We start from the raw sequence: 18,730 nt of genomic DNA, 5'->3' as shown, positions 1-18,730 counted from the left end.
ATGACGACGATGCTCGGTGTCTCGCTCGCCGGTCGGCGGGTCGTCGTCGTGGGCGGCGGATCGGTCACGGCCCGGAGGCTTCCGCGGTTCCTCCGCGAGGGGGCGGAGATCGAGATCGTTTCGCCCGTCCTCGCGCCCGAGACGGCCCAGATCGTCGCCGACAACGACATCCCCTGGCGCGCGCAGCCCGTCGCCGAGCGCGACGTGGCGGGTGCGTGGCTCGTGCACACCGCGACGGGCGACGCCGAGACCGACGCCGCCGTCGCCGCGTGGTGCGACGCCGCGCGGACCTTCTGCATCAACGCGTCCGACGGCGCCCACGGATCCGCGCGCATGACGGCCGAGACGCGCGCCGGCGACGTCCTCGTCGGCACGACGAGCGACGCGGGCGTCGACCCGCGGCGCACCGCCCGCGTGAACCGGTCGATCCGCGAGCTCCTCGAGTCCGGATCCGCTCCCCTGCGCCGTGTGCGCGACTCGGCCGCGGGCCAGGTGTCGCTCGTCGGCGGCGGCCCGGGGCCCGTCGACCTCATGACTCTGCGCGCGCGTCGGCTCATCGCGGAGGCCGACGTCGTCGTCGCCGACCGCCTCGGCGCGGCGGCCGTGCTCGACGAGCTCGACCCCGACGTCGAGATCGTCCACGTCGGCAAGGCGCCGGGGCACCACCCGGTTCCGCAGGACGAGATCAACGCGATCCTCGTCGCCCGCGCCCGCGCCGGTAAGCGGGTCGTGCGGCTGAAGGGCGGCGATCCGTTCGTCTTCGGCCGCGGCGGCGAGGAGGTCACGGCCTGCCTCGAGGCCGGCGTGCCCGTCGAGGTCGTCCCCGGAACGACGAGCGCCGTCTCGGTGCCGCAGGCGGCGGGGATCCCCGTGACCCACCGCGGCGTCGCCTCGAGCGTCCACGTCATGAACGGGCAGATGGGCCTGCGCCCCTCAGCCCTCGCGTCGCTCGCCGACGACACCGTCACGACGGTCCTGCTCATGGGCGTCGCCGCGTTCCCCGCGCTCGCCGCACAGGCGCTCTCGCAGGGCGTCCCGGCGGATCGGCCCGTCGCCTTCGTCGAGAGCGGGCACACCGAGCACCAGCGCACGACCCGCACGACGCTCGGCCGGGCCGGCGTCGATGCGGCGCGCGCCGGCGTGCGCAACCCCGCCGTCATCGTGATCGGCGACGTCGCGCGGGCCGACCTCCTGCTGCCCGCGCTGCCCTCCACGACGCATGCGCCGCGCGAGGGCGAGGCCGCATGACGGACGCCCCCGACCGACCCCATCTCTCCGCGGCCCTCGACGGCTGCACGATCGTCATCGCGGTCGACAGGCGCTCGAGCGAGCTGACCGCGGCCCTCGAGCGGCACGGCGCGACGGTGCGCCAGGCCCCGGCGCTCACGATCCTGTCGCACATCGACGACGAGGCGCTCCTCGCCGCGACGCGCGAGCTCATCGCCGACCCTCCCGACATCGTCGTCGCGACGACGGGCGTCGGCTTCCGGGGCTGGGTGGAGGCCGCCGTGGAGGCGGGCCTCGACGAGGAGATGGAGCGCGCGTTCGCGGGCGCCCAGATCATCGCGCGCGGCCCCAAGGCGCGCGGAGCGATCCAGCAGGCGGGCTTCACGGCCGACTGGGTCGCCGAATCGGAGACCTCGCACGAGCTGGGCGAGTACCTCGTCGCCGAGGGCATCGCGGGCCGCCGCATCGCCGTGCAGCACCACGGCTCGGGTGCGGACGGCCTCGACGAGCTGTTCCGCGCGAACGGCGCCGAGGTCGTGAGCCTCACCGTGTACCGGTGGGGCCCGCCCGCCGATCCCGAGGTCGTGCGGCAGTCGGTTCTGCAGACGGCGTCGGGCGGCGTCGACGCCGTGCTGTTCACCTCGGCGCCCGGCACGAGCGAGTGGCTCGCCGAAGCCGAGCGCGCCGACGCGATCGAGCGGATCCGCTCGCTGGCCGACCGCGGCCGGCTCGTGATGGCGGCCGTGGGCCCCGTGACGGTGCAGCCGCTCGTCGCGCACGGGATCCCCGCCATCGTCGCGGAGCGCGGGCGGCTCGGGTCCCTCGTGCGCGGCGTCGTCACGCACTTCGGCGGCGGGCACGCGCCCGGTGTCGACACGGATCACGGGCGCCTCGAGATGCGCAGCTCGGGCGCGGTCCTCGCGGGATCGTTCCTCCCGCTCTCACCCACGTCGACGGCCGTCCTCGGCGCGCTGTTCGACGCGCGCGGGGCCGTGATCCCGCGCCGCGAGCTGCAGGGCGTCCTCCCCCGCTCGAGCCAGTCGGCGCACGCCGTCGAGATGGCGATCGCGCGCCTGCGCGACGGGCTCGGGCACCCCGATCTTGTGAAGACCGTGGTCAAGCGCGGCTACCGGCTCGACGTGGAGGTTCCGTGGATCCGACCCTGATCTGCTGCTCGCACGGCACCGACTCGCCGGAGGGGCGCGCGACGATCACCCGCCTGGTCGCCCGCGCGCAGGGCCTTCTCGGGGTCCCGGCCGTCGAGACGTACGTCGACGTGCAGCACCCCCAGGTCGACGAGGTCGTCGCGTCGTCGACGGGGCCGGCCGTGATCGTGCCGCTCCTCCTCTCGCCCGGCTTCCACACCGCCGTCGACATCGGCCGCGCCGCCGCCTCGCGCCCCGGCGTCGTCGCGACGGGCACCCTCGGCCCCCATCCGCTCCTCGCCGACATCCTCGCCGAGCGGGTCGCGGCCGCGGGGCTCCGACCGGGCGATCACGTCGTGCTCGCCGCGTCGGGGTCGTCGCGCACCGAGGCGGCCGAGCGCGTGCGACGGGTCCGCGACGACCTCGCCGAGCGGATCTCCGCGCCCCTCACGGTCGGCTACGCGTACGGCGCGACGCCGAAGGTCGCCGAGGCCGTCGCGGCGGCGCGCGCGGCCGGGGCGACGCGGGTCATCGCGGCGAGCTACGTCCTCGCGCCCGGACACTTCTCGGGCCTCGTCCGCGCCGCGGGCGCCGACGTCACGACCGATCCGATCGGCGACGACCCGCGCGTCGCCGAGATCGTCGCCGAGCGCTACCGCGCGGCGCTCTAGCCGCCGATCGCGTTCATCCCGCGCGCCGGCTGCAGGAACGACTCATCGCCGACGGCGTGGCCCGGCAGCTTGCCCCAGATCGCCCGCCGCAGCATGCCCTCGATCGCGGCGTCGTCGGATCCGCCGCGCAGCAGCGGCACGAGGTCGAACTCGCTGTTCGAGAACAGGCAGTTGCGGATCTGCCCGTCGGCCGTCAGGCGCATGCGATCGCACGCGCCGCAGAACGGCGCCGTCACCGACGCGATGACGCCGACGGTGCGCTCCGAGCCGTCGAGGCGCCACGACTCGGCGGGCGCGCCGCCGCGGCCGGGGACCGGCTCGATCGCCCACCGCTCGCGGAGCCGCCCGAGGATCTCCTCGCGCGTCACCATCTCGGACCGCGACCACGTGTGCCCCGCGTCGAGCGGCATCTGCTCGATGAAGCGCATCTGCGCCCCGTGATCGATCGCGAACTGCACGAGGTCCGCGATCTCGGTGTCGTTGACGCCCCGCATCGCGACGGCGTTGAGCTTGAGCGGCCCGATGCCCGCCTCCGACGCGGCGCGGATCCCGCGGAGGACGTCGTCCAGGCGGTCGCGGCGGGTCAGCTCGCGGAAGCGGTCGCGGTCGAGCGTGTCGATCGAGATGTTGAGGCGTCCGAGCCCCGCGTCGACGAGAGCGGGGAGCCGCCTGTCGAGCCCGATCGCGTTCGTCGTCATGGCGATCTCGGCGCCGGGAATCCGCGCGAGCCGGGCGACGACGTCCTCGAGGTCGCGCCGGAGGAGCGGCTCTCCGCCCGTGAGTCGGAAAGTCGTGATCCCGTGCGTCGCCGCGATCCGGGCGATGCGCTCGATCTCGTCGGTCGTGAGGATCGACTGGCGCGCGAGCCACTCGCTGCCCTGCTCGGGCATGCAGTACGTGCAGCGCAGCGAACAGCGGTCGGTGAGCGAGATCCGCATGTCGCGGTGCACGCGCCCGAAGCGGTCGGCGATGGGGCCCGAGGCGGGCATGTCGGGCGCGGAACGGTGCGGCGCGGGGGCGATCGCGACGTTCACGGCTGGCATCCTCCGAGCCTACGACCGGATCTGTTGCCGCGGCCTCACCGCGGGCCGAGCGCGCTCGTGAGGCCCGGGAAACCGCGGCCGTCCTAGGCTCGTGGCATGCCCCTCCCCCCTCTCGTCGAGCCCGTCGCGGCGCTCTCGCCGGCCGAGTCCGCCCGCACAGCACGCCACGCCGCGCTCTACCCCCTGGGCGAGGCGGGGCAGAGGCGGCTCGCGGCGGCCCACGTCGCGATCGTCGGCGCGGGCGGGCTCGGCTCCCCCGCTGTCCTGGCGCTCGCGGCCGCGGGCGTCGGGCGGCTCACGGTGATCGACGACGACCGCGTCGAGGCGTCGAACCTCCAGCGGCAGGTGATCCACCGCGCGACCGACGTCGGCGAGCCCAAGGTCGAGAGCGCGGTGCGCGCCGCGCGCGACCTCGCGCCCGAGTGCGTCGTGACGCCGATCGCCGAGCGCCTGACCGGCGCCGACGCCGCGCGGCTCCTCGCGGGCGCCGACGTCGTGATCGACGGGAGCGACGGGTTCGCGACGCGCGTCGACGTCGCTGCGGCGTGCGAGGCGCTCGGGGTGCCGCTCGTCTGGGGCGTCGTGCAGGAGTTCGCGGCGCAGGTCACGGTGTTCTGGTCGCGCCCGCCGGAAGGCGCGGCCCCCGTGCGGCTCGCGGATCTGTATCCCGAGGGCTCGGCGGGCGAGCCGCCGAGCTGCTCCGAGGTCGGCGTCCTCGGGGCGCTCACGATGCAGGTGGGCTCGCTGCTCGCGACGCAGGCGATCCTCCTCATCGCCGGGATCGGCGAGCCCCTCCTCGGGCGTCTCGCACTCATCGACGGGCTGCGCGGCACGATGCGCGAGGTCGCGCTCCGCGCCGCCGCGCCGCGCGGGACCTCCCCCGCCCCCGAGCCCGCGTCGCGGCCCGACGCCCCCGTGACGTACCTCGACGTGCGGAACCCCGACGAGTGGGCGACGGGGGTGATCCCGGGCGCCGTGCTCCTGCCCCTCGACGCGCTGCTGGCGGGCGCCGCGGCGCGCTTCGACGGACCGGTCGTCGCCGTCTGCGCCTCGGGCGTCCGCTCGCTGCACGCCGCGCGCGTCCTGCGCGATCGCGGGGTCGACGCGACGAGCCTCGACGGCGGCATGGCGGCGTGGACGGGCGACGTGGAGGTGCGCGCGTGATCACGGTCGAGGAGCACCTCGGGCGCGTGCTCGCGGCCGCCCGCCCCCTTCCCCCGGAGACGGTCCCGGTCGAGACGGCGACGGGCCGCACGCTCGCGGCCCCCGCGTTCTCGCGGCTCGACGTCCCCGCCTTCGCGAACTCGGCGATGGACGGGTTCGCGGTGCGCTTCGACGACCTCTCCTCGATCCCCGCGACGCTCCGCGTCGTCGCCGACGTCCCGGCGGGATCCGCGGAGGATCCCCGGCTCGGCCCCGGCGAGTGCGCGCGGATCATGACCGGCGCGCCGCTGCCGTCCGACGCCGACGCCGTCGTGCCGTTCGAGCAGACCGCGGGCGGCCTCGACGACTCGCTCGAGACCGCCGTCGTCGTCGCCCGTCCGGCCGCGCGCGGCGCCAACGTCCGCGGGCGCGCCGAGGACGTCGCGGCGGGCGACGAGGCTCTGCCCGCCGGGATCCTCGTCGGGCCCCGCCAGGTCGCGGCGCTGATCTCGACGGGCGTCGCCGAGGTCGCGGTCGCGCGCCGCCCCCGCGTCGCGGTCGTCTCGACGGGCGCCGAGCTCGTCGCCCCCGGCGTCGACCCGGGTCCCGGACGGATCCCCGACTCCAACGGCGCGCTGCTCGCGGGGCTCGTCGCCGAGGCGGGGGCCGAGGTCGTCGCCCGCGGGCGCGTCGGCGACGACCCCGCCGAGCTGACGAGCCTGCTCGCGGGCCTCGACGCCGACGTCGTCGTGACGTCGGGCGGGGTGAGCGCGGGCGCGTTCGAGCCCGTGAAGCTCGCGCTCGCGGGCCGCGTCGCCTTCGAGAAGGTCGCGATGCAGCCCGGCAAGCCGCAGGCGTTCGGCGTCCTGGACGGCGCGCTCTTCTTCGGCCTCCCCGGCAACCCCGTGAGCGTCGCGGTCTCGTTCGAGGTGTTCGTCCGCCCGGCGCTCCTCGCGATGCAGCGGCGGCGCGAGATCGCCCGTCCCCTCCTCCGGCTCCCGGCCGCCGTGGGATGGCGCACGCCCCCGGGCCGCCGCCAGCACATCCCGATCGCCGTCAACCGTGCGGACCCGGGGTGCTGGACGGTCGGGCCGGCGACGACGGGCGGGTCCGGCTCCCACCTGCCCGCCGGGCTGGGCCTCGCCGAGGGATACGCCGTCGTGCCGGCCGAGGTCGACGCCGTCGCGGCGGGCGACCTCGTCGATGTCATGCTGATCCCATGAGCGATTTCACGCACCTCGACGCCGCGGGCAACGCGCGGATGGTCGACGTCACCGAGAAGCGCCCCACGGTCCGTTCGGCGACGGCGCGCGCGTTCGTGCGGTGCGCCGCCGAGACCGTCGCGGCGCTGCGCGACGGCACGGTCCCGAAGGGCGATGTCCTCGCGGTCGCCCGGATCGCGGGGATCCAGGCCGCCAAGCGGACCCCCGAGCTGCTGCCGCTCGCCCACGTGATCGGCGTGCACGGCGCGACCGTCGACCTCGAGATCGTCGACGCGGGCGTAGAGATCGAGGCGACCGTCCGCACGGCGGACCGGACGGGCGTCGAGATGGAGGCCGTCACGGCGGCGACCGTCGCGGCGCTCACGATCCTCGACATGGTCAAGGGATCCGACCGCTCGGCGCTCATCGAGAACGCCCGCGTCGTCGCGAAGCACGGCGGCCGCAGCGGCTCGTGGGAGCGGCCGGGCGGATGACGCGGGTCGCGGGCGTCATCCTCGCGGGCGGGCGCGCGTCGCGCGTCGGGGGCGCCGACAAGGCGCTCTTCGTCGTCGCCGGCCGCACCCTCCTCGCGGCGGCCGCGGCGGCGCTCGCGTCGTGCGACGAGGTCATCGCGGTCGGCCCCGAGCGCGGGGGCGCCGCTGGCGTGCGCTGGGTGCGCGAGGATCCGCCCTTCGGCGGCCCCGTCCCCGCCCTCCGCGCCGCCCTCGCCACGACGACGGCCGACGACCTCCTCGTCCTTCCCGCGGATCTCCCCGGCGCGTCCGCCGCCGCCGCGCTGCTCCGCGTGCCGCTCGCGGGCGACGGGGCGGTGCTCGAGGATCCGGGCGGCCGCGCGCAGTGGCTCACGGCACGCTATCGCCGTGCGGCGCTCGAGCGCGCCCTCGACGAGGTCACGGAGCCGTCGATGCGGGCCGTCGCCGCGCGCCTGCGGCTCGAGCGGATCCCCGCGCCCGCGCGCGCGACGGAGGACGTCGACACGTGGGAGGATCTCGAGCGGGCGAAAGGACGCGCGACCATGGCAGAGAACACACCCGAGGACCTCGAGAGCTGGGCCGCGGCAGCGGCCGCGGAGGTCGGCGTCGACCCCGCGCGCGTCGACATCGCGGCGATCCTCGACATGACGCGCGAGGTCGCGCACGGCGTCGCGCGTCCCGCGGCCCCCGTCACGGCCTACATCGCGGGCCTCGCGGGAGGCGATCCCGAGGCGGTCGCGAAGCTCGCGGCGCTCGCGCAGGGCTGGCGCGCATGAGCGTCGTCCGGTTCTTCGCCGCCGCGGAGGAGGCCGCGGGCACGGCCGAGGAGCAGCGCACCGAGGCGAGCCTCGACGCGCTGCGCGCGGGTCTCGTCGCGGATCATCCGCTGCTCGCGCCGATCCTCCCCCGGTGCGCCGTGCTCGTCGACGGCACGCGCCGCGACGACGACGTGGCGATCCCCGAGGGCGCGACGGTCGACGTGCTCCCGCCGTTCGCGGGCGGCTGAGTCAGCCGCCGAGGCCCTTCCACGCCGTCTGGCCGTCGGCCTCGATCTGGCGCTTCCAGACGGGCAGCTCGCGCTTGATGTCCTCGATGATCCGCCGGCACGCGTCGAAGGCCTCGGCGCGGTGAGCCGAGGCGACGGCGATCACGACGGCTGCGTCGCCCACGGCGAGGCGCCCGATCCTGTGGCTCACGGCGACGAGGGATCCCGTCTCCTCGGCCGCGCGCCGCGCGAGCTCGCCGAGGATCCGCTCGGCGTCGGGGTGCGCCGTGTACTCGAGCGCCGCCACGGCGCCCGCCGCGTCGGGGTCGTGGTCGCGCACGCGCCCGACGAAGCTCGTCTCGGCGCCCATGCGCGGGTCGTCGACCGCGGCCGCGTGATCGGCGAGGCCGATCGGCTCGGCGCTGATCCGCGCGAGTCGCACCTCACCCATGGTCGCCCCCGTCGAGCTGCGAGAGCACGTGCGGCGCGAGGCGCAGGACGAGGCCGACGCCGTCGCGCACGGCCCCGGGCGATCCCGGGAGGTTCACGACGAAGCCGCGGCCCGCGACGCCCGCGAGCCCACGGGAGAGGAGCCCTCCCGGCGCGACGCCCGCCCCGATGCGCCGGAGCTCCTCCGGGATCCCCCGCAGGTGCCGGTCGAGGACGGGCTCGGTGCCCTCGGGCGTGAGGTCGCGCGGGCCCACGCCCGTGCCGCCCGTCGTCACGACGATGCGCGCCCCCGCGGCGAGCGCGTCGCGCAGGGCCGCCTCGACCGACCACGCGCCGTCCGGCACGACGACGGCGTCGTCGCACGCGTAACCCGCGCCGCGCAGCGCCTCGACCGCGACGGGGCCGCCGCGATCCTCGCGCTCGCCCGCGGCGGAGCGGTCGCTGACCGTGATGACCGCGGCGCGGATCATGCCTCGTCCAGGAGATCGGGGCGGCGCTCGCGGGTGCGCTCGAGCGCCTGGTCGCGGCGCCACGCGTCGACCCTGCCGTGGTCGCCGCTGAGGAGGACGGGCGGGACCTCGAGGCCGCGCCAGGCGGCCGGTTTGGTGTAGATCGGGTACTCGAGCATGCCGAGCTCGTGCGACTCCTCGACGAGGCTCTCGGGGTTGCCGACGACGCCGGGGATGAGGCGGCCGATCGCCTCGATCATCGCCATCGTCGCGACCTCACCGCCGTTCAGCACGTAGTCGCCGATCGAGACGAAGCGCACGCGGCCGCGCGACGCGTAGTGGTCGAGCACGCGCTGGTCGATGCCCTCGTAGCGGCCGCACGCGAACGCCAGGTGGTCCTCCTGCGCGAGCTCCCGCGCGGTGCGCTGCGTGAAGACCTCGCCCGACGGGGTCGGCACGATGAGGACGCCCTCGAAGGGATCCGGGTCGGCCGCGCCGAAGACGGCGTCGAGCGCCTCGCCCCAGGGCTCGGGCTTCATGACCATGCCCGCGCCTCCCCCGTACGGGGTGTCGTCGACGGTGCGGTGTCGGTCGTGCGTCCAGTCGCGCAGGTCGTGGACGCGCAGGTTGAGGAGGCCCTTCTCGCGCGCCTTGCCGATCAGCGAGACATCGAGCACGTCGAAGAACGTCGGGAAGATCGTGACGATGTCGAGGCGCATTCCTCGAGTCTACGGATCCGGCGCCTGTTTCCGCCGTGTTACGCGGCCCTCCCCCGCCGATCGTGCGGCGCGTGATCGGACGGTGACGGGGCGGCAACCGCGGGGCCGCGCCCCCGGAAACACCCCGCCCGTACCGTCGCCGGTATCCGTGACGACACCTCTCGAAGGGCAGGCCCATGGCCTCGACTGTGAGCACCACGAGCACCACCCCCGCGAGCACCGCGCTCACGACGCGGCCCGGCCGCTGGATCGACGGCTGGAACGCCGAGGATCCCGCGCAGTGGGCGGCGGACGGGCGGCGGATCGCGAAGCGCAACCTCGGCTGGTCGATCTTCGCCGAGTTCCTCGGCTTCGTCGTCTGGCAGCTCTGGAGCATCGTCGTCGTGATGCTCCCCGACGCGGGCTTCGCGATCTCGGCGAGCGAGCAGTTCTGGCTCATCTCGGTTCCGACCCTCGTGGGCGCGACGCTGCGCTTCCCCTACACCTTCGCGGTCGCCCGCTTCGGCGGCCGCAACTGGACGATCGTCTCGGCCTGCCTCCTCCTCGTCCCGGCGATCCTCCTCGGCATCGTCGTCCAGCACCCCGAGGCGACGTTCTGGCTGCTCCTCGTGATCGCGGCCCTGAGCGGCGTCGGCGGCGGCAACTTCGCGAGCTCGATGGCGAACATCACCTACTTCTTCCCGCAGAAGGAGAAGGGCTGGGCGCTCGGGCTCAACGCCGCGGGCGGCAACCTCGGCGCCGCCGTCGCGCAGCTCCTCGTCCCCATCGTCGTGACGCTCGGCGCAGCGGGGACCCTGAACCTCGGCCTCGCGGGCTTCGTGTGGATCCCGCTGATCGTCGTCGCGATCGTCGGGGCGTGGATGGCGATGGACAACATCTCGACGGCGCGCAGCGACTTCGCGGGCGTCGCCGCGGCGCTCCGCGAGCCGCACCTCTGGATCATGGCCGTCCTCTACATCGGCACCTTCGGCTCCTTCATCGGCTTCGCGGGCGTCTTCCCCAAGCTGATCCGCGACCAGTTCCCCGACTTCTCGGAGTTCCACATCGGCACCGCGGCGCTCTCGCTCGCCTTCCTCGGCGCCCTCGTCGGCTCGCTCGCCCGTCCCTACGGCGGCAGGCTCGCCGACCGGATCGGCGGCGCCCGCATGACGATCGTCTCGTTCGCCGTCATGATCGCCGCGACGATCGCGGTGGTCGCGACCCTGCCCCTCGGCAGCTTCTGGCTCTTCCTCGGCCTGTTCCTCGTCCTGTTCTGCGCGACGGGCATCGGCAACGGGGCGACCTACCGCATGATCCCGTCGATCTTCGCGGCGCGCGGCGCGGCGAAGGCAGGCGAGGAGCACGGCGTCTCGACGCAGCGCCAGGCCGCCGCCGCGACCGGCATCATCGCGGCGATCGGGGCGTACGGCGGCTTCCTCATCCCGCAGGTGCTCAACGCGTCGCAGTCGGCGACGGGCGCGTACACGGCCGCGTTCTGGGCCTTCGTCGCGCTCTACGCCGGGATGGCGGTCCTCACCGCCGTCGTCTACCTCGTGCCGCGCGCCTCGCTCGACCGCCGTATCGTCTGACCGATGGAGAACCGCCCCGCCATGCGCATCGCCGTCATCGGCTTCGGCCCCACGGCCGTGCGCTTCGCCGAGGAGATCCTGCCCGAGGTCGACGCGGGCCGCGTCGAGCTGACGATCGTCGGCGCCGAGACGCATGCCCCGTACAACCGGATCCTCATCGCCGAGTACGCGGCGGGCGAGGCGGTGCGCGACGACCTCGTGATCGCCGATCCCGACGAGCTGCGCGCCGCGGGCGTCCGCATCGTGATGGGCCGCCGCGCCGTGCGCATCGACCGGGAGGGATCCGCCGTGGAGCTCGACGACGGATCCCGGGTCCCCTTCGACCGGGTCGTCATCGCGACGGGAGCCCGCGCGAACGTCCCGCGGCTCGACGGGCTGGAGCTCACGGGGCGCGACGCGTCGGGACACGACGAGACCCTCACCGAGGGCGTCGTCGTGCTGCGCTCGATCGACGACGCCGAGCGGGTCGCCCGCGTCGTCGAGGCCGGAGGGCGCGTCGTCGTCCTCGGGGCGGGGGTCCTCGGGATCGAGCTCGCCCTGATCCTCGCGCAGGCGGGAGCGATCCCCCATATCGCGCACTTCGGCCCCATCCCCATGCCGCGACAGCTCGACCGCGGGGCGGCGCACGTGCTCGCCGGCGCCCTCGCCGCGTCGGGCGTCACGGTCGTCCCCCACACGCGCGCCGAGGCGATCGTCGCCCGCGAACAGGGCGGGGTCCGCCGCTTCGAGGCGCTCGTCTCGGGCGACGGCAAGCGCATCGACGGGGATCTCCTCGTCCTCTCGTGCGGGGTGCAGCCGCGCGCCGAGCTCGCCGAGGGGGCCGGGCTGCGCACGGGCCGCGGCGTGCTCGTCGACGAGCGGCTGCGCTCGTGGACCGACCCGCGCATCCACGCGATCGGCGACGTCGCCCACATCGCCGACCCCGCCGTGCACGGCGAGGAGAAGCGCGTGCCCGGCGGCCCGTCGGGCCTCATCGGACCCGGGTGGCGCCAGGCGGAGTGGCTCGCCGCCGCGATCACGGCCGAGCTCGACGGGGCCGACACCGAGCCGTTCCGCGAAGAGGCCCCGGGCGTCGTCCTCGTGAAGGCGAGCCAAGTCGACCTCGTGTCGGCCGGCGACGTGCAGGGCGATCCGTTCGCCCCCGCCGCGCACGGCGAGGAACCCGCGGAGATCGCGATGTGGGCCGACCCGCAGCACGGCACCTACGTGAAGATGCAGACGACGGGAGGGGTGCTCGACGGCTTCGTCGCCGTCGGGATGCCGCGCGCCGCCGCCGAGCTGTCCGTCCTCTATCAGCGCCGCGGGGAGCTGCCGAGCGACCGGTCGCTGCTCCTCCGCCTCGACGCCGCCGAGGCGAGCGCCCCCCGCGCCGAGGGTCGCGACGCCATGGTCTGCATGTGCAACGCCGTCACGGCGGGCGCGATCGAGGACGCCGTCGCGGAGCACGAGTGCACGACGGTCGAGGACGTCGGCCGCTGCACCCGCGCCGGCACGGGATGCGGCGGGTGCCGCGCTCGCATCGGCGAGATGCTCCAGCAGCTCGAGGTCGCGGCGTGAGCGCGGCGACCCACTGCCCGTACTGCGCGCTGCAGTGTGCCATGACGCTCGAGCCGACGCCGGGAGAGCGCCTGCCGGTCTCGGTCGCGGGCCGCGACTTCCCCACGAACCGCGGCGGCCTCTGTCGCAAGGGGTGGACCTCGGCAGAGCTCCTCGGGCGCGGCGATCGCCTCACGACCCCGCTCATGCGGCGCCCCGACGGATCCCTCGGCGAGGCCTCGTGGGAGGAGGCGCTCGACCGGATCGCGGCCGAGGTCGTCCGGCTCCGGGCCGAGAGCGGGCCCGACGCGATCGGCGTGTTCGGCGGCGGCGGGCTCACGAACGAGAAGGCGTACCAGCTCGGGAAGTTCGCGCGCATCGGCTTCGGCACGCGGCTCATCGACTACAACGGGCGCTTCTGCATGTCGTCGGCCGCGGCGGCCGCGAACCGCGCGTTCGGGCTCGACCGCGGACTCCCCTTCCCCCTCGCCGACCTCGACACCGCCGAGGCGATCCTCGTGCTCGGGTCGAACATGGGCGACACGATGCCGCCGTTCGTGCAGCATCTGCAGGGCGCGCGCGGCCGCGGCGGGCTCGTCGTCGTCGACCCGCGGCGCTCGACGACCGCACGGCTCACGGAGGACGGCGCGGGGATCCACGTGCAGCCCGTCCCCGGGACCGACCTCGCGCTGCTCCTCGGCATCGCGCACGTCATCGTCGCCGAGGGCCTCGTCGACGAGAGCTACGTCGCCGATCGGACGGTGGGGCTCGCGGCCCTCAAGCGCTCGGTCTCGCCGTGGTGGCCCGCGCGCACGGCCGAGGTGACGGGCGTGCCCGCCGAGCAGATCCGGGCGGTCGCGCACCTGCTCGCGGGCGCGCGCAGCGCGTACGTGCTCACGGGGCGCGGCGTCGAGCAGCACGCCGACGGCACCGACACCGCGACCGCCGCGATCAACGTCGCTCTCCTCCTCGGCCTCGTCGGCCGCGAGGGCTCGGGATACGGAACCCTCACGGGCCAGGGCAACGGCCAGGGCGGGCGCGAGCACGGGCAGAAGAGCGACCAGCTCCCCGGCTACCGCAAGATCACCGACCCCGCCGCCCGCGCGCACGTCGCCCGTGTGTGGGGCGTCGACCCCGCGTCGATCCCGGGGCCCGGCCTCCCCGCCGTGCAGCTGCTCGAGCGGTGCGGCGCGGACGGCGGCGTCCGCGCCCTGTTCGTGCACGGCTCGAACGTCGTCGTCTCGGCGCCCGACGTCTCGCGCGTGCGCTCGGCCCTCGGCCGGCTCGACCTGCTCGTGGTGAGCGACTTCTTCCTCTCCGAGACGGCCGAGCTCGCCGACATCGTGCTCCCGGTCCTGCAGTGGGCCGAGGAAGAGGGCACCATGACGAACCTCGAGGGGCGCGTGATCCGCCGCCGCCGCGCCGCCGAGCCTCCCGCGGGCGCGCGCAGCGAGCTGTGGATCCTCGCCGAGCTCACGCGCCGTCTCGGGGCGCCCGGCACCTGGTCGACCGACCCGTCCGAGGTCTTCGACGAGCTCGCGCGGGCCTCGGCGGGCGGCCTCAGCGACTACTCGGGCCTCTCGCACGCACTGCTCGACACGGGCGTCGCGGCGCACTGGCCGTATCCCGCGGGCTCGGCCGGAACGCCGCACCTGTTCCGCGAGCGCTTCGCGCACGACGACGGGCGCGCGCGCCTCGTCGCCGTGCGCGCGCGGCGCCCCGAGACGCCCCGCGGATCCGAGATGAGCCTCATCACGGGGCGGCTCCTCGGCCACTACCAGTCGGGCGCGCAGACCCGTCGCGTCGGCGAGCTCAACGACCTCGCCCCGCGCCTCGTGGCGCAGATCCACCCTGCGACGGCGGGCGACAGGGGCATCGCGGCGGGATCGCGGATCCGCCTCGCGAACGCCCGCGGGTCCGTCGAGGCCGACGTCGAGCTCTCTCCCGACATCCGCGCCGACACCGTCTTCCTGCCGTTCCACTACGCGGGCTCGGAGAGCGCCAACATCCTGACGAGTGCGAGGACCGACCCGCACTCGTCGATGCCCGAGTTCAAGAACGCCGTCGTGACGGTGACGCCGGCCTGATCCGGGGCGGGGGTTCCCCGCCCCGGATCAGCGGCGCACGACGACGGGAACCGGTTCGACCCCGACCGTCACGCGGTCGCCCGGGGCGACGGCGTCGGCGGCCGCGTGCTGCACCGTGAGCTCGACTCCGCCCTCGGCCTCGAGGCGCGTGCGCCGGAGCGATCCGAGGAACGTCGACTCGCGCACGACGGCGGGCACGGGGCCCCCGAGCCGCAGGTTCTCGGGGCGGACGAACGCCTCGGCGGGGCCGTCGGGCTCGTCGCCCACGACGGGGACGCGCGTGCCGAGCACCTCCGCCGCGCCGGACGAGACCGTGACGGGGACGAGAGAGGACAGGCCGACGAACGCCGCGACGTTCGCCGTGGCGGGGCGCCGGTACAGCTCCTCGGGCGTGCCGATCTGCTCGATGCGGCCCGCGTCCATGACCGCGACGCGGTCGGAGACCGCGAGCGCCTCCTCCTGGTCGTGCGTCACGAACACCGTCGTGATGCCGAGGCGCAGCTGGATGCGGCGGATCTCGTCGCGCAGCTGGACGCGCACCTTCGCGTCGAGCGCCGAGAGCGGCTCGTCGAGCAGCAGGACGCTCGGCTCCGTCACGAGCGCCCGCGCGAGCGCGACGCGCTGCTGCTGGCCGCCCGAGAGCTCGTGCGGGAAGCGGTCGGCGAGGTGCCCGAGCCCCACGAGCTCGAGCGCGTCGCCGGCGCGCCGGGCGGCCTCGGCGCGGGCGACGCCGCGACGCCGCAGCCCGAAGGCCGTGTTGTCGCCGACCCGCAGGTGCGGGAAGAGCGAGTAGGCCTGGAACACCATGCCGATGTCCCGCTTGTTCGTGGGCGTGCCCGACACGTCGCGGCCGCCGAGCATGACGGGTCCGCCGCTCGACTGCTCGAGGCCCGCGAGGACGCGCAGCGCGGTCGTCTTGCCGCAGCCCGACGGGCCGAGCAGCGACACGAACTCGCCGGGCCGGATGTCGAGATCGATGCCGTGCAGGACCCGCGTCGCACCGTAGTCCTTGACGACGCCGCGGAACTCCACGCGCGTCCCCGGGGCCGCCGACGCGCGCGGCGTGGTGGTGTCGACCGAAGTCATCGTTTCCTGGCCTTCCTGAGGGGGCGCCGCGCGGCCGTGCCGCCGCCCGCCCCGCCGATGATGAGGAGCAGGACGAACACGAACGCGAGCGCGAGCGCGAGCAGGGTGAAGATCGCGGGCGCGTAGACGTCCTGTTTGCTGACGACGATCATCGCCGTCTGGAGGACCTGCCTGTTGAGGAGCGACGCGATCGTGAACTCGCCGAGCACGACGGCGACCGAGATGAGCGCGGCGGCCAGCAGGCCCTGCCGGAGGTTCGGGGCGAGAACGCGCAGGACGACCGTGATCCACCCGGCGCCGAGGGAGCGCGCCGCCTCCGTGAGGGTGCGCAGGTCGATCGCGTCGACCGACGCCTGGATCGCGCGATACGCGAAGGGGAGCACCGTGACCCCGTAGGCGAACGCGAGCGTCCACGCGCCCGTCCCGAGCGTGCGCGACACCTGGAGGTAGACGGGAGCGAGCCCGACGACCAGCACGATCGCGGGGATCGAGATGGGCAGAAGCGCCACGAACTCGAACGCGCGCTTGAGGCGCGGGAACCGGAGGTTCACGAGGATGATCGTGGGCGCGAACAGCACGAGGACGATGATCACGGTGACGAGCACCAGGACGAGCGAGTTGCCGAGGCCCGTCCACAGCGGCTTGAGCGTGCTCGCGGACGCGGGGTCGAGGAGCCGCGCCCAGTTCGCACCCGAATAGCCGTCGCCGTCGCGCAGCGTGTAGAGCAGCGTCGCGACGAGCGGCACGAGGAAGAACAGGCCGACGACGACGCCGATGACCCAGCGCACGGCGCGCGAGGGGGCGAGGGGGCCGGCGCTCATCGCTGCCACCGCGCCGCGCGGCGCTGGATCGCCGAGTAGCCCCACATGACGAGGGCGACGACGAGGATCATGCCGACGGCGAGGGCGCCCGCGAGGTTCTCCCGGCCGAGCACGGTCTCGCTCGTGAGGGCCGCCCGGATCTGCAGGGGCACGATCGGCGCGCCCTGGCTCACGAGCGCCGCGGCGGTCGCGTACGACGAGAACGCGTTGGCGAACAGGAGCAGGAGGCTCGCGAGGAACGACGGCGCGAGAACGGGGATCCCGACGTGGGCCCAGAAGCTCGCGCGCGTGCCGCCCAGCGTCAGGTTCGCCTCGGCCCACTGCGGCCTCAGGGCCGAGAGGGCGGGCATGAACGTGATGACCATGAGCGGGATCTGGAAGTAGAGGTACGGGGCGACGAGGCCGGGCAGGTCGTACAGCCACATGCCGCCCGCGTAGATGTCGAGGCCGAACGCGTCCTGCAGGACGACCCGGAGGATCCCCTGCTGGCCGATCGTCGCGATGAAGATGAACGCGAGCATGACGCCGCCGAACTGCGCGAGCACGCCCGAGGCGGCGTCGACGGCGCGGCGCACCGCGCTGCTCTCGGAGAGCCCGAGGAGGGCGTAGCAGACGAGCGCGCCGACGATCGCTCCGATGACGGCTGTGAGGGCCGAGACCCCGATCGTGCTCGCGAAGGCCTGCACGATGACGGGGTCGGCGAGCGCCGTGAGATTGTCGACGGTCAGCGCCCCGTCGGCGTCGAACAGCCCCGAGACGAGGGCGAGCACCGTCGGGACGACGAGGAACAGCAGGATGTACGCGGCGAACGGGGCGAGGCCGAGCCAGGAGAACAGCGCCGAGAGCCGTCGCCTCGGGGCGGGCGCCCCGCCGGTCGCGGCCCCCGAGCGCGCGGGGGCCGCGACCGGAAGAGCGGCGGACGTCACTGGATGGCCGCGGCCCACTCGGAGCCGAGCAGCTCGCCGGCCGCGGAGCTCTGCTCCTCGGTCGGGACGAGGGTCTCGGCCGGGGTCGCGGGGAGCGCCGACGCCAGGTCGGCGTCGATCGTGCCGGCCTCGGTCATCGCGTCCATGCGCACGGGGCGGGCGCCGCCCGCGAGCCACAGGTTCTGCACCTTGTCGCTGTACAGGAACTCCTGCCAGAGGCGCGCCGCCGCGGGGTGCGCCGCGTCCTTGTTGATCGCCTGGTTGTAGTAGCCGGCGTAGCCGAGGTCGTCGAACACGACGACCTTCCAGTCGTCGTTGTCAGCCGTGTGCGTCGCGTTGAGGTAGTCCCAGTCGAAGACGACGGGGGTCTCGCCGCTCTCGATCGTCGCGGGCGTCACGTCGACCTTGAGGAAGTTGCCCGCCGCGTTGAGCTCCTGGAAGAAGTCGATCCCGGGCTGGAAGTCGTCGAGGTCCCCGCCCGACTGGAGGGTCGCGAGGCCCACGCCCGCGAACGCCGCGCCCGCCTGGGTCGGGTCGCCGTTGAGCGCGACGGATCCCGAGAAGTCCGAGCCGAGCAGGTCGTCGAGCGACGTGATCTCGGGGAACTTCGACGAGTCGTAGCCGATCGACATGTATCCGCCGTAGTCGCCGACGAACAGGCCGGTCGACTCCTTGAGGGCGTCGGGGATCTCGTCCCAGGTCTGCACCTGGTACGGCGCGAACTGGTCGGTGCTCTCGAGCGCGACCGCGAGACCGAGGTCGAACACGTCGGGAGCGGTGTCGAGGCCCGCGTTGGTCTCGGCGGCCTGGATCTCCTCGGCGCTCGACACGTCGGGCGACTGCTCGGTGATCTCGATCTCGGGGTACTTCTCGGCGAACAGGTCGAGGATCGCGCCGTAGTTCGCCCAGTCGCGCGGCAGCGCGATGACGTTGAGCGCGCCCTCGGCCTTCGCGGCCTCCTCGAGGTCGGAGAACGAGCCGAAGTCCGACAGGGAGGTCGCGGACGCGGCGTCGCTCGACGCGGCGTCGGTCGACGGGTCCGAGGAGCAGCCCGCGAGGACGAGCGCCGACACGGCGAGGAGGGAGGCGGGAAGCAGGGCACGGCGGAGCATTCGGGTCCTTCCGAAGGGGCGACGCCGCGGCACGGCCGGGCATCGCACGAGACGGCCCGCCAGGGG

Annotated in this window: 19 protein-coding genes; 11 read left to right on the top strand and 8 right to left on the bottom strand. The window is 74.8% G+C overall.

Annotated elements, in window-relative coordinates; all coding sequences use genetic code 11:
• Genes cobA through H576_RS0103130 form a run of 3 tightly spaced genes read left to right on the top strand, consistent with a single transcriptional unit; the run spans window position 1 to window position 3,043 of the window.
• Window positions 1–1,248, top strand: a complete 1,248-nt coding sequence (gene cobA / locus H576_RS14135) for a uroporphyrinogen-III C-methyltransferase (RefSeq protein ID WP_036319078.1) — start codon at window positions 1–3, stop codon at window positions 1,246–1,248.
• On the top strand, window positions 1,245–2,393 hold the full coding sequence (locus tag H576_RS0103135) for a uroporphyrinogen-III synthase (RefSeq protein ID WP_029149722.1): 1,149 nt from the start codon (window positions 1,245–1,247) through the stop codon (window positions 2,391–2,393). Before cobA ends, H576_RS0103135 begins: the two co-directional genes overlap by 4 nt.
• A complete protein-coding gene (locus tag H576_RS0103130; RefSeq protein ID WP_029149721.1) occupies window positions 2,378–3,043 on the top strand; it encodes a sirohydrochlorin chelatase in 666 nt (221 codons plus the stop codon). The genes H576_RS0103135 and H576_RS0103130 overlap by 16 nt, the downstream gene beginning before the upstream one ends.
• On the opposite strand, the gene moaA is transcribed toward H576_RS0103130, so the two are convergent.
• A complete protein-coding gene (moaA, locus tag H576_RS0103125) occupies window positions 3,040–4,086 on the bottom strand; it encodes a GTP 3',8-cyclase MoaA (protein WP_029149720.1) in 1,047 nt (348 codons plus the stop codon). The two genes, H576_RS0103130 and moaA, sit on opposite strands and share 4 nt — an antisense overlap.
• Window positions 4,087–4,182: 96 nt before the next feature.
• Between moaA and H576_RS0103120 the strand changes: the two genes are divergently transcribed.
• The 5 genes from H576_RS0103120 to H576_RS0103100 are packed head-to-tail and all read left to right on the top strand — an operon-like array spanning window position 4,183 to window position 7,931.
• Entirely contained in the window at window positions 4,183–5,250 is a 1,068-nt protein-coding gene (locus H576_RS0103120) for a HesA/MoeB/ThiF family protein (protein ID WP_029149719.1), read from the top strand.
• The gene (locus H576_RS0103115; RefSeq protein ID WP_029149718.1) at window positions 5,247–6,452 is read left to right on the top strand and encodes a molybdopterin molybdotransferase MoeA; all 1,206 of its coding nucleotides are present in this window, start codon (window positions 5,247–5,249) and stop codon (window positions 6,450–6,452) included. The genes H576_RS0103120 and H576_RS0103115 overlap by 4 nt, the downstream gene beginning before the upstream one ends.
• Entirely contained in the window at window positions 6,449–6,925 is a 477-nt protein-coding gene (gene moaC / locus H576_RS0103110) for a cyclic pyranopterin monophosphate synthase MoaC (protein ID WP_029149717.1), read from the top strand. The genes H576_RS0103115 and moaC overlap by 4 nt, the downstream gene beginning before the upstream one ends.
• Window positions 6,922–7,701, top strand: a complete 780-nt coding sequence (locus tag H576_RS14130) for an NTP transferase domain-containing protein (protein WP_051172095.1) — start codon at window positions 6,922–6,924, stop codon at window positions 7,699–7,701. Before moaC ends, H576_RS14130 begins: the two co-directional genes overlap by 4 nt.
• A complete protein-coding gene (locus H576_RS0103100) occupies window positions 7,698–7,931 on the top strand; it encodes a MoaD/ThiS family protein (RefSeq protein WP_029149716.1) in 234 nt (77 codons plus the stop codon). The genes H576_RS14130 and H576_RS0103100 overlap by 4 nt, the downstream gene beginning before the upstream one ends.
• Window position 7,932: 1 nt before the next feature.
• Here the strand turns inward: H576_RS0103100 and H576_RS0103095 are convergent, their stop codons facing one another.
• From H576_RS0103095 to trmD, 3 genes are read right to left on the bottom strand one after another with little or no spacing between them, the layout of a single operon-like run.
• The gene (locus tag H576_RS0103095) at window positions 7,933–8,361 is read right to left on the bottom strand and encodes a molybdenum cofactor biosynthesis protein MoaE (RefSeq protein ID WP_029149715.1); all 429 of its coding nucleotides are present in this window, start codon (window positions 8,359–8,361) and stop codon (window positions 7,933–7,935) included.
• Window positions 8,354–8,830 carry a MogA/MoaB family molybdenum cofactor biosynthesis protein gene (locus tag H576_RS0103090; protein WP_029149714.1) on the bottom strand — a complete coding sequence of 159 codons (477 nt, stop codon included), beginning with the start codon at window positions 8,828–8,830 and terminating at the stop codon, window positions 8,354–8,356. Before H576_RS0103090 ends, H576_RS0103095 begins: the two co-directional genes overlap by 8 nt.
• Window positions 8,827–9,528, bottom strand: a complete 702-nt coding sequence (gene trmD, locus H576_RS0103085) for a tRNA (guanosine(37)-N1)-methyltransferase TrmD (RefSeq protein ID WP_029149713.1) — start codon at window positions 9,526–9,528, stop codon at window positions 8,827–8,829. Before trmD ends, H576_RS0103090 begins: the two co-directional genes overlap by 4 nt.
• A 176-nt stretch (window positions 9,529–9,704) precedes the next feature.
• On the opposite strand from trmD, the gene H576_RS0103080 reads away from it, so the two are divergent.
• From H576_RS0103080 to H576_RS0103070, 3 genes are read left to right on the top strand one after another with little or no spacing between them, the layout of a single operon-like run.
• Window positions 9,705–11,096 (top strand): MFS transporter, encoded by a 1,392-nt coding sequence (locus tag H576_RS0103080; protein ID WP_029149712.1) that lies wholly within the window; start codon window positions 9,705–9,707, stop codon window positions 11,094–11,096.
• A 3-nt stretch (window positions 11,097–11,099) separates the two neighbouring features.
• Complete coding sequence (locus H576_RS0103075) at window positions 11,100–12,653, top strand: FAD-dependent oxidoreductase (protein WP_029149711.1); 1,554 nt, start codon at window positions 11,100–11,102, stop codon at window positions 12,651–12,653.
• Complete coding sequence (locus H576_RS0103070) at window positions 12,593–14,719, top strand: molybdopterin oxidoreductase family protein (RefSeq protein WP_084502404.1); 2,127 nt, start codon at window positions 12,593–12,595, stop codon at window positions 14,717–14,719. The genes H576_RS0103075 and H576_RS0103070 overlap by 61 nt, the downstream gene beginning before the upstream one ends.
• A gap of 27 nt (window positions 14,720–14,746) precedes the next feature.
• On the opposite strand, the gene H576_RS0103065 is transcribed toward H576_RS0103070, so the two are convergent.
• Genes H576_RS0103065 through H576_RS0103050 form a run of 4 tightly spaced genes read right to left on the bottom strand, consistent with a single transcriptional unit; the run spans window position 14,747 to window position 18,664 of the window.
• Window positions 14,747–15,805 (bottom strand): ABC transporter ATP-binding protein, encoded by a 1,059-nt coding sequence (locus H576_RS0103065; protein WP_029149709.1) that lies wholly within the window; start codon window positions 15,803–15,805, stop codon window positions 14,747–14,749.
• Complete coding sequence (locus H576_RS0103060) at window positions 15,802–16,626, bottom strand: ABC transporter permease (protein WP_029149708.1); 825 nt, start codon at window positions 16,624–16,626, stop codon at window positions 15,802–15,804. Before H576_RS0103060 ends, H576_RS0103065 begins: the two co-directional genes overlap by 4 nt.
• Window positions 16,623–17,552, bottom strand: a complete 930-nt coding sequence (locus H576_RS0103055; RefSeq protein WP_029149707.1) for an ABC transporter permease — start codon at window positions 17,550–17,552, stop codon at window positions 16,623–16,625. The genes H576_RS0103060 and H576_RS0103055 overlap by 4 nt, the downstream gene beginning before the upstream one ends.
• Window positions 17,549–18,664, bottom strand: a complete 1,116-nt coding sequence (locus H576_RS0103050) for an ABC transporter substrate-binding protein (protein ID WP_029149706.1) — start codon at window positions 18,662–18,664, stop codon at window positions 17,549–17,551. Before H576_RS0103050 ends, H576_RS0103055 begins: the two co-directional genes overlap by 4 nt.
• Window positions 18,665–18,730: the final 66 nt, after the last annotated feature.

The sequence above is a fragment of the Microbacterium indicum DSM 19969 genome (assembly GCF_000422385.1).
Classification (GTDB): domain Bacteria; phylum Actinomycetota; class Actinomycetes; order Actinomycetales; family Microbacteriaceae; genus Microbacterium; species Microbacterium indicum.
Note: the sequence above shows the minus strand (reverse complement) of the source record. Positions and strands in the feature narration are given on the sequence as shown.

Excerpts from the sequence above, each read along its gene's own strand:
- H576_RS0103090 (WP_029149714.1), bottom strand. The coding sequence starts at position 8,830 with ATGATCCGCGCCGCGGTCATCACGGTCAGCGACCGCTCCGCCGCGGGC.
- H576_RS0103050 (WP_029149706.1), bottom strand. The coding sequence starts at position 18,664 with ATGCTCCGCCGTGCCCTGCTTCCCGCCTCCCTCCTCGCCGTGTCGGCG.
- H576_RS14130 (WP_051172095.1), top strand. The coding sequence starts at position 6,922 with ATGACGCGGGTCGCGGGCGTCATCCTCGCGGGCGGGCGCGCGTCGCGC.
- moaC (WP_029149717.1), top strand. The coding sequence starts at position 6,449 with ATGAGCGATTTCACGCACCTCGACGCCGCGGGCAACGCGCGGATGGTC.
- H576_RS0103070 (WP_084502404.1), top strand. The coding sequence starts at position 12,593 with ATGCGGCGGGTGCCGCGCTCGCATCGGCGAGATGCTCCAGCAGCTCGA.
- H576_RS0103060 (WP_029149708.1), bottom strand. The coding sequence starts at position 16,626 with ATGAGCGCCGGCCCCCTCGCCCCCTCGCGCGCCGTGCGCTGGGTCATC.
- H576_RS0103100 (WP_029149716.1), top strand. The coding sequence starts at position 7,698 with ATGAGCGTCGTCCGGTTCTTCGCCGCCGCGGAGGAGGCCGCGGGCACG.
- cobA (WP_036319078.1), top strand. The coding sequence starts at position 1 with ATGACGACGATGCTCGGTGTCTCGCTCGCCGGTCGGCGGGTCGTCGTC.
- moaA (WP_029149720.1), bottom strand. The coding sequence starts at position 4,086 with ATGCCAGCCGTGAACGTCGCGATCGCCCCCGCGCCGCACCGTTCCGCG.
- H576_RS0103075 (WP_029149711.1), top strand. The coding sequence starts at position 11,100 with ATGGAGAACCGCCCCGCCATGCGCATCGCCGTCATCGGCTTCGGCCCC.
- H576_RS0103120 (WP_029149719.1), top strand. The coding sequence starts at position 4,183 with ATGCCCCTCCCCCCTCTCGTCGAGCCCGTCGCGGCGCTCTCGCCGGCC.
- trmD (WP_029149713.1), bottom strand. The coding sequence starts at position 9,528 with ATGCGCCTCGACATCGTCACGATCTTCCCGACGTTCTTCGACGTGCTC.
- H576_RS0103135 (WP_029149722.1), top strand. The coding sequence starts at position 1,245 with ATGACGGACGCCCCCGACCGACCCCATCTCTCCGCGGCCCTCGACGGC.
- H576_RS0103080 (WP_029149712.1), top strand. The coding sequence starts at position 9,705 with ATGGCCTCGACTGTGAGCACCACGAGCACCACCCCCGCGAGCACCGCG.
- H576_RS0103065 (WP_029149709.1), bottom strand. The coding sequence starts at position 15,805 with ATGACTTCGGTCGACACCACCACGCCGCGCGCGTCGGCGGCCCCGGGG.
- H576_RS0103095 (WP_029149715.1), bottom strand. The coding sequence starts at position 8,361 with ATGGGTGAGGTGCGACTCGCGCGGATCAGCGCCGAGCCGATCGGCCTC.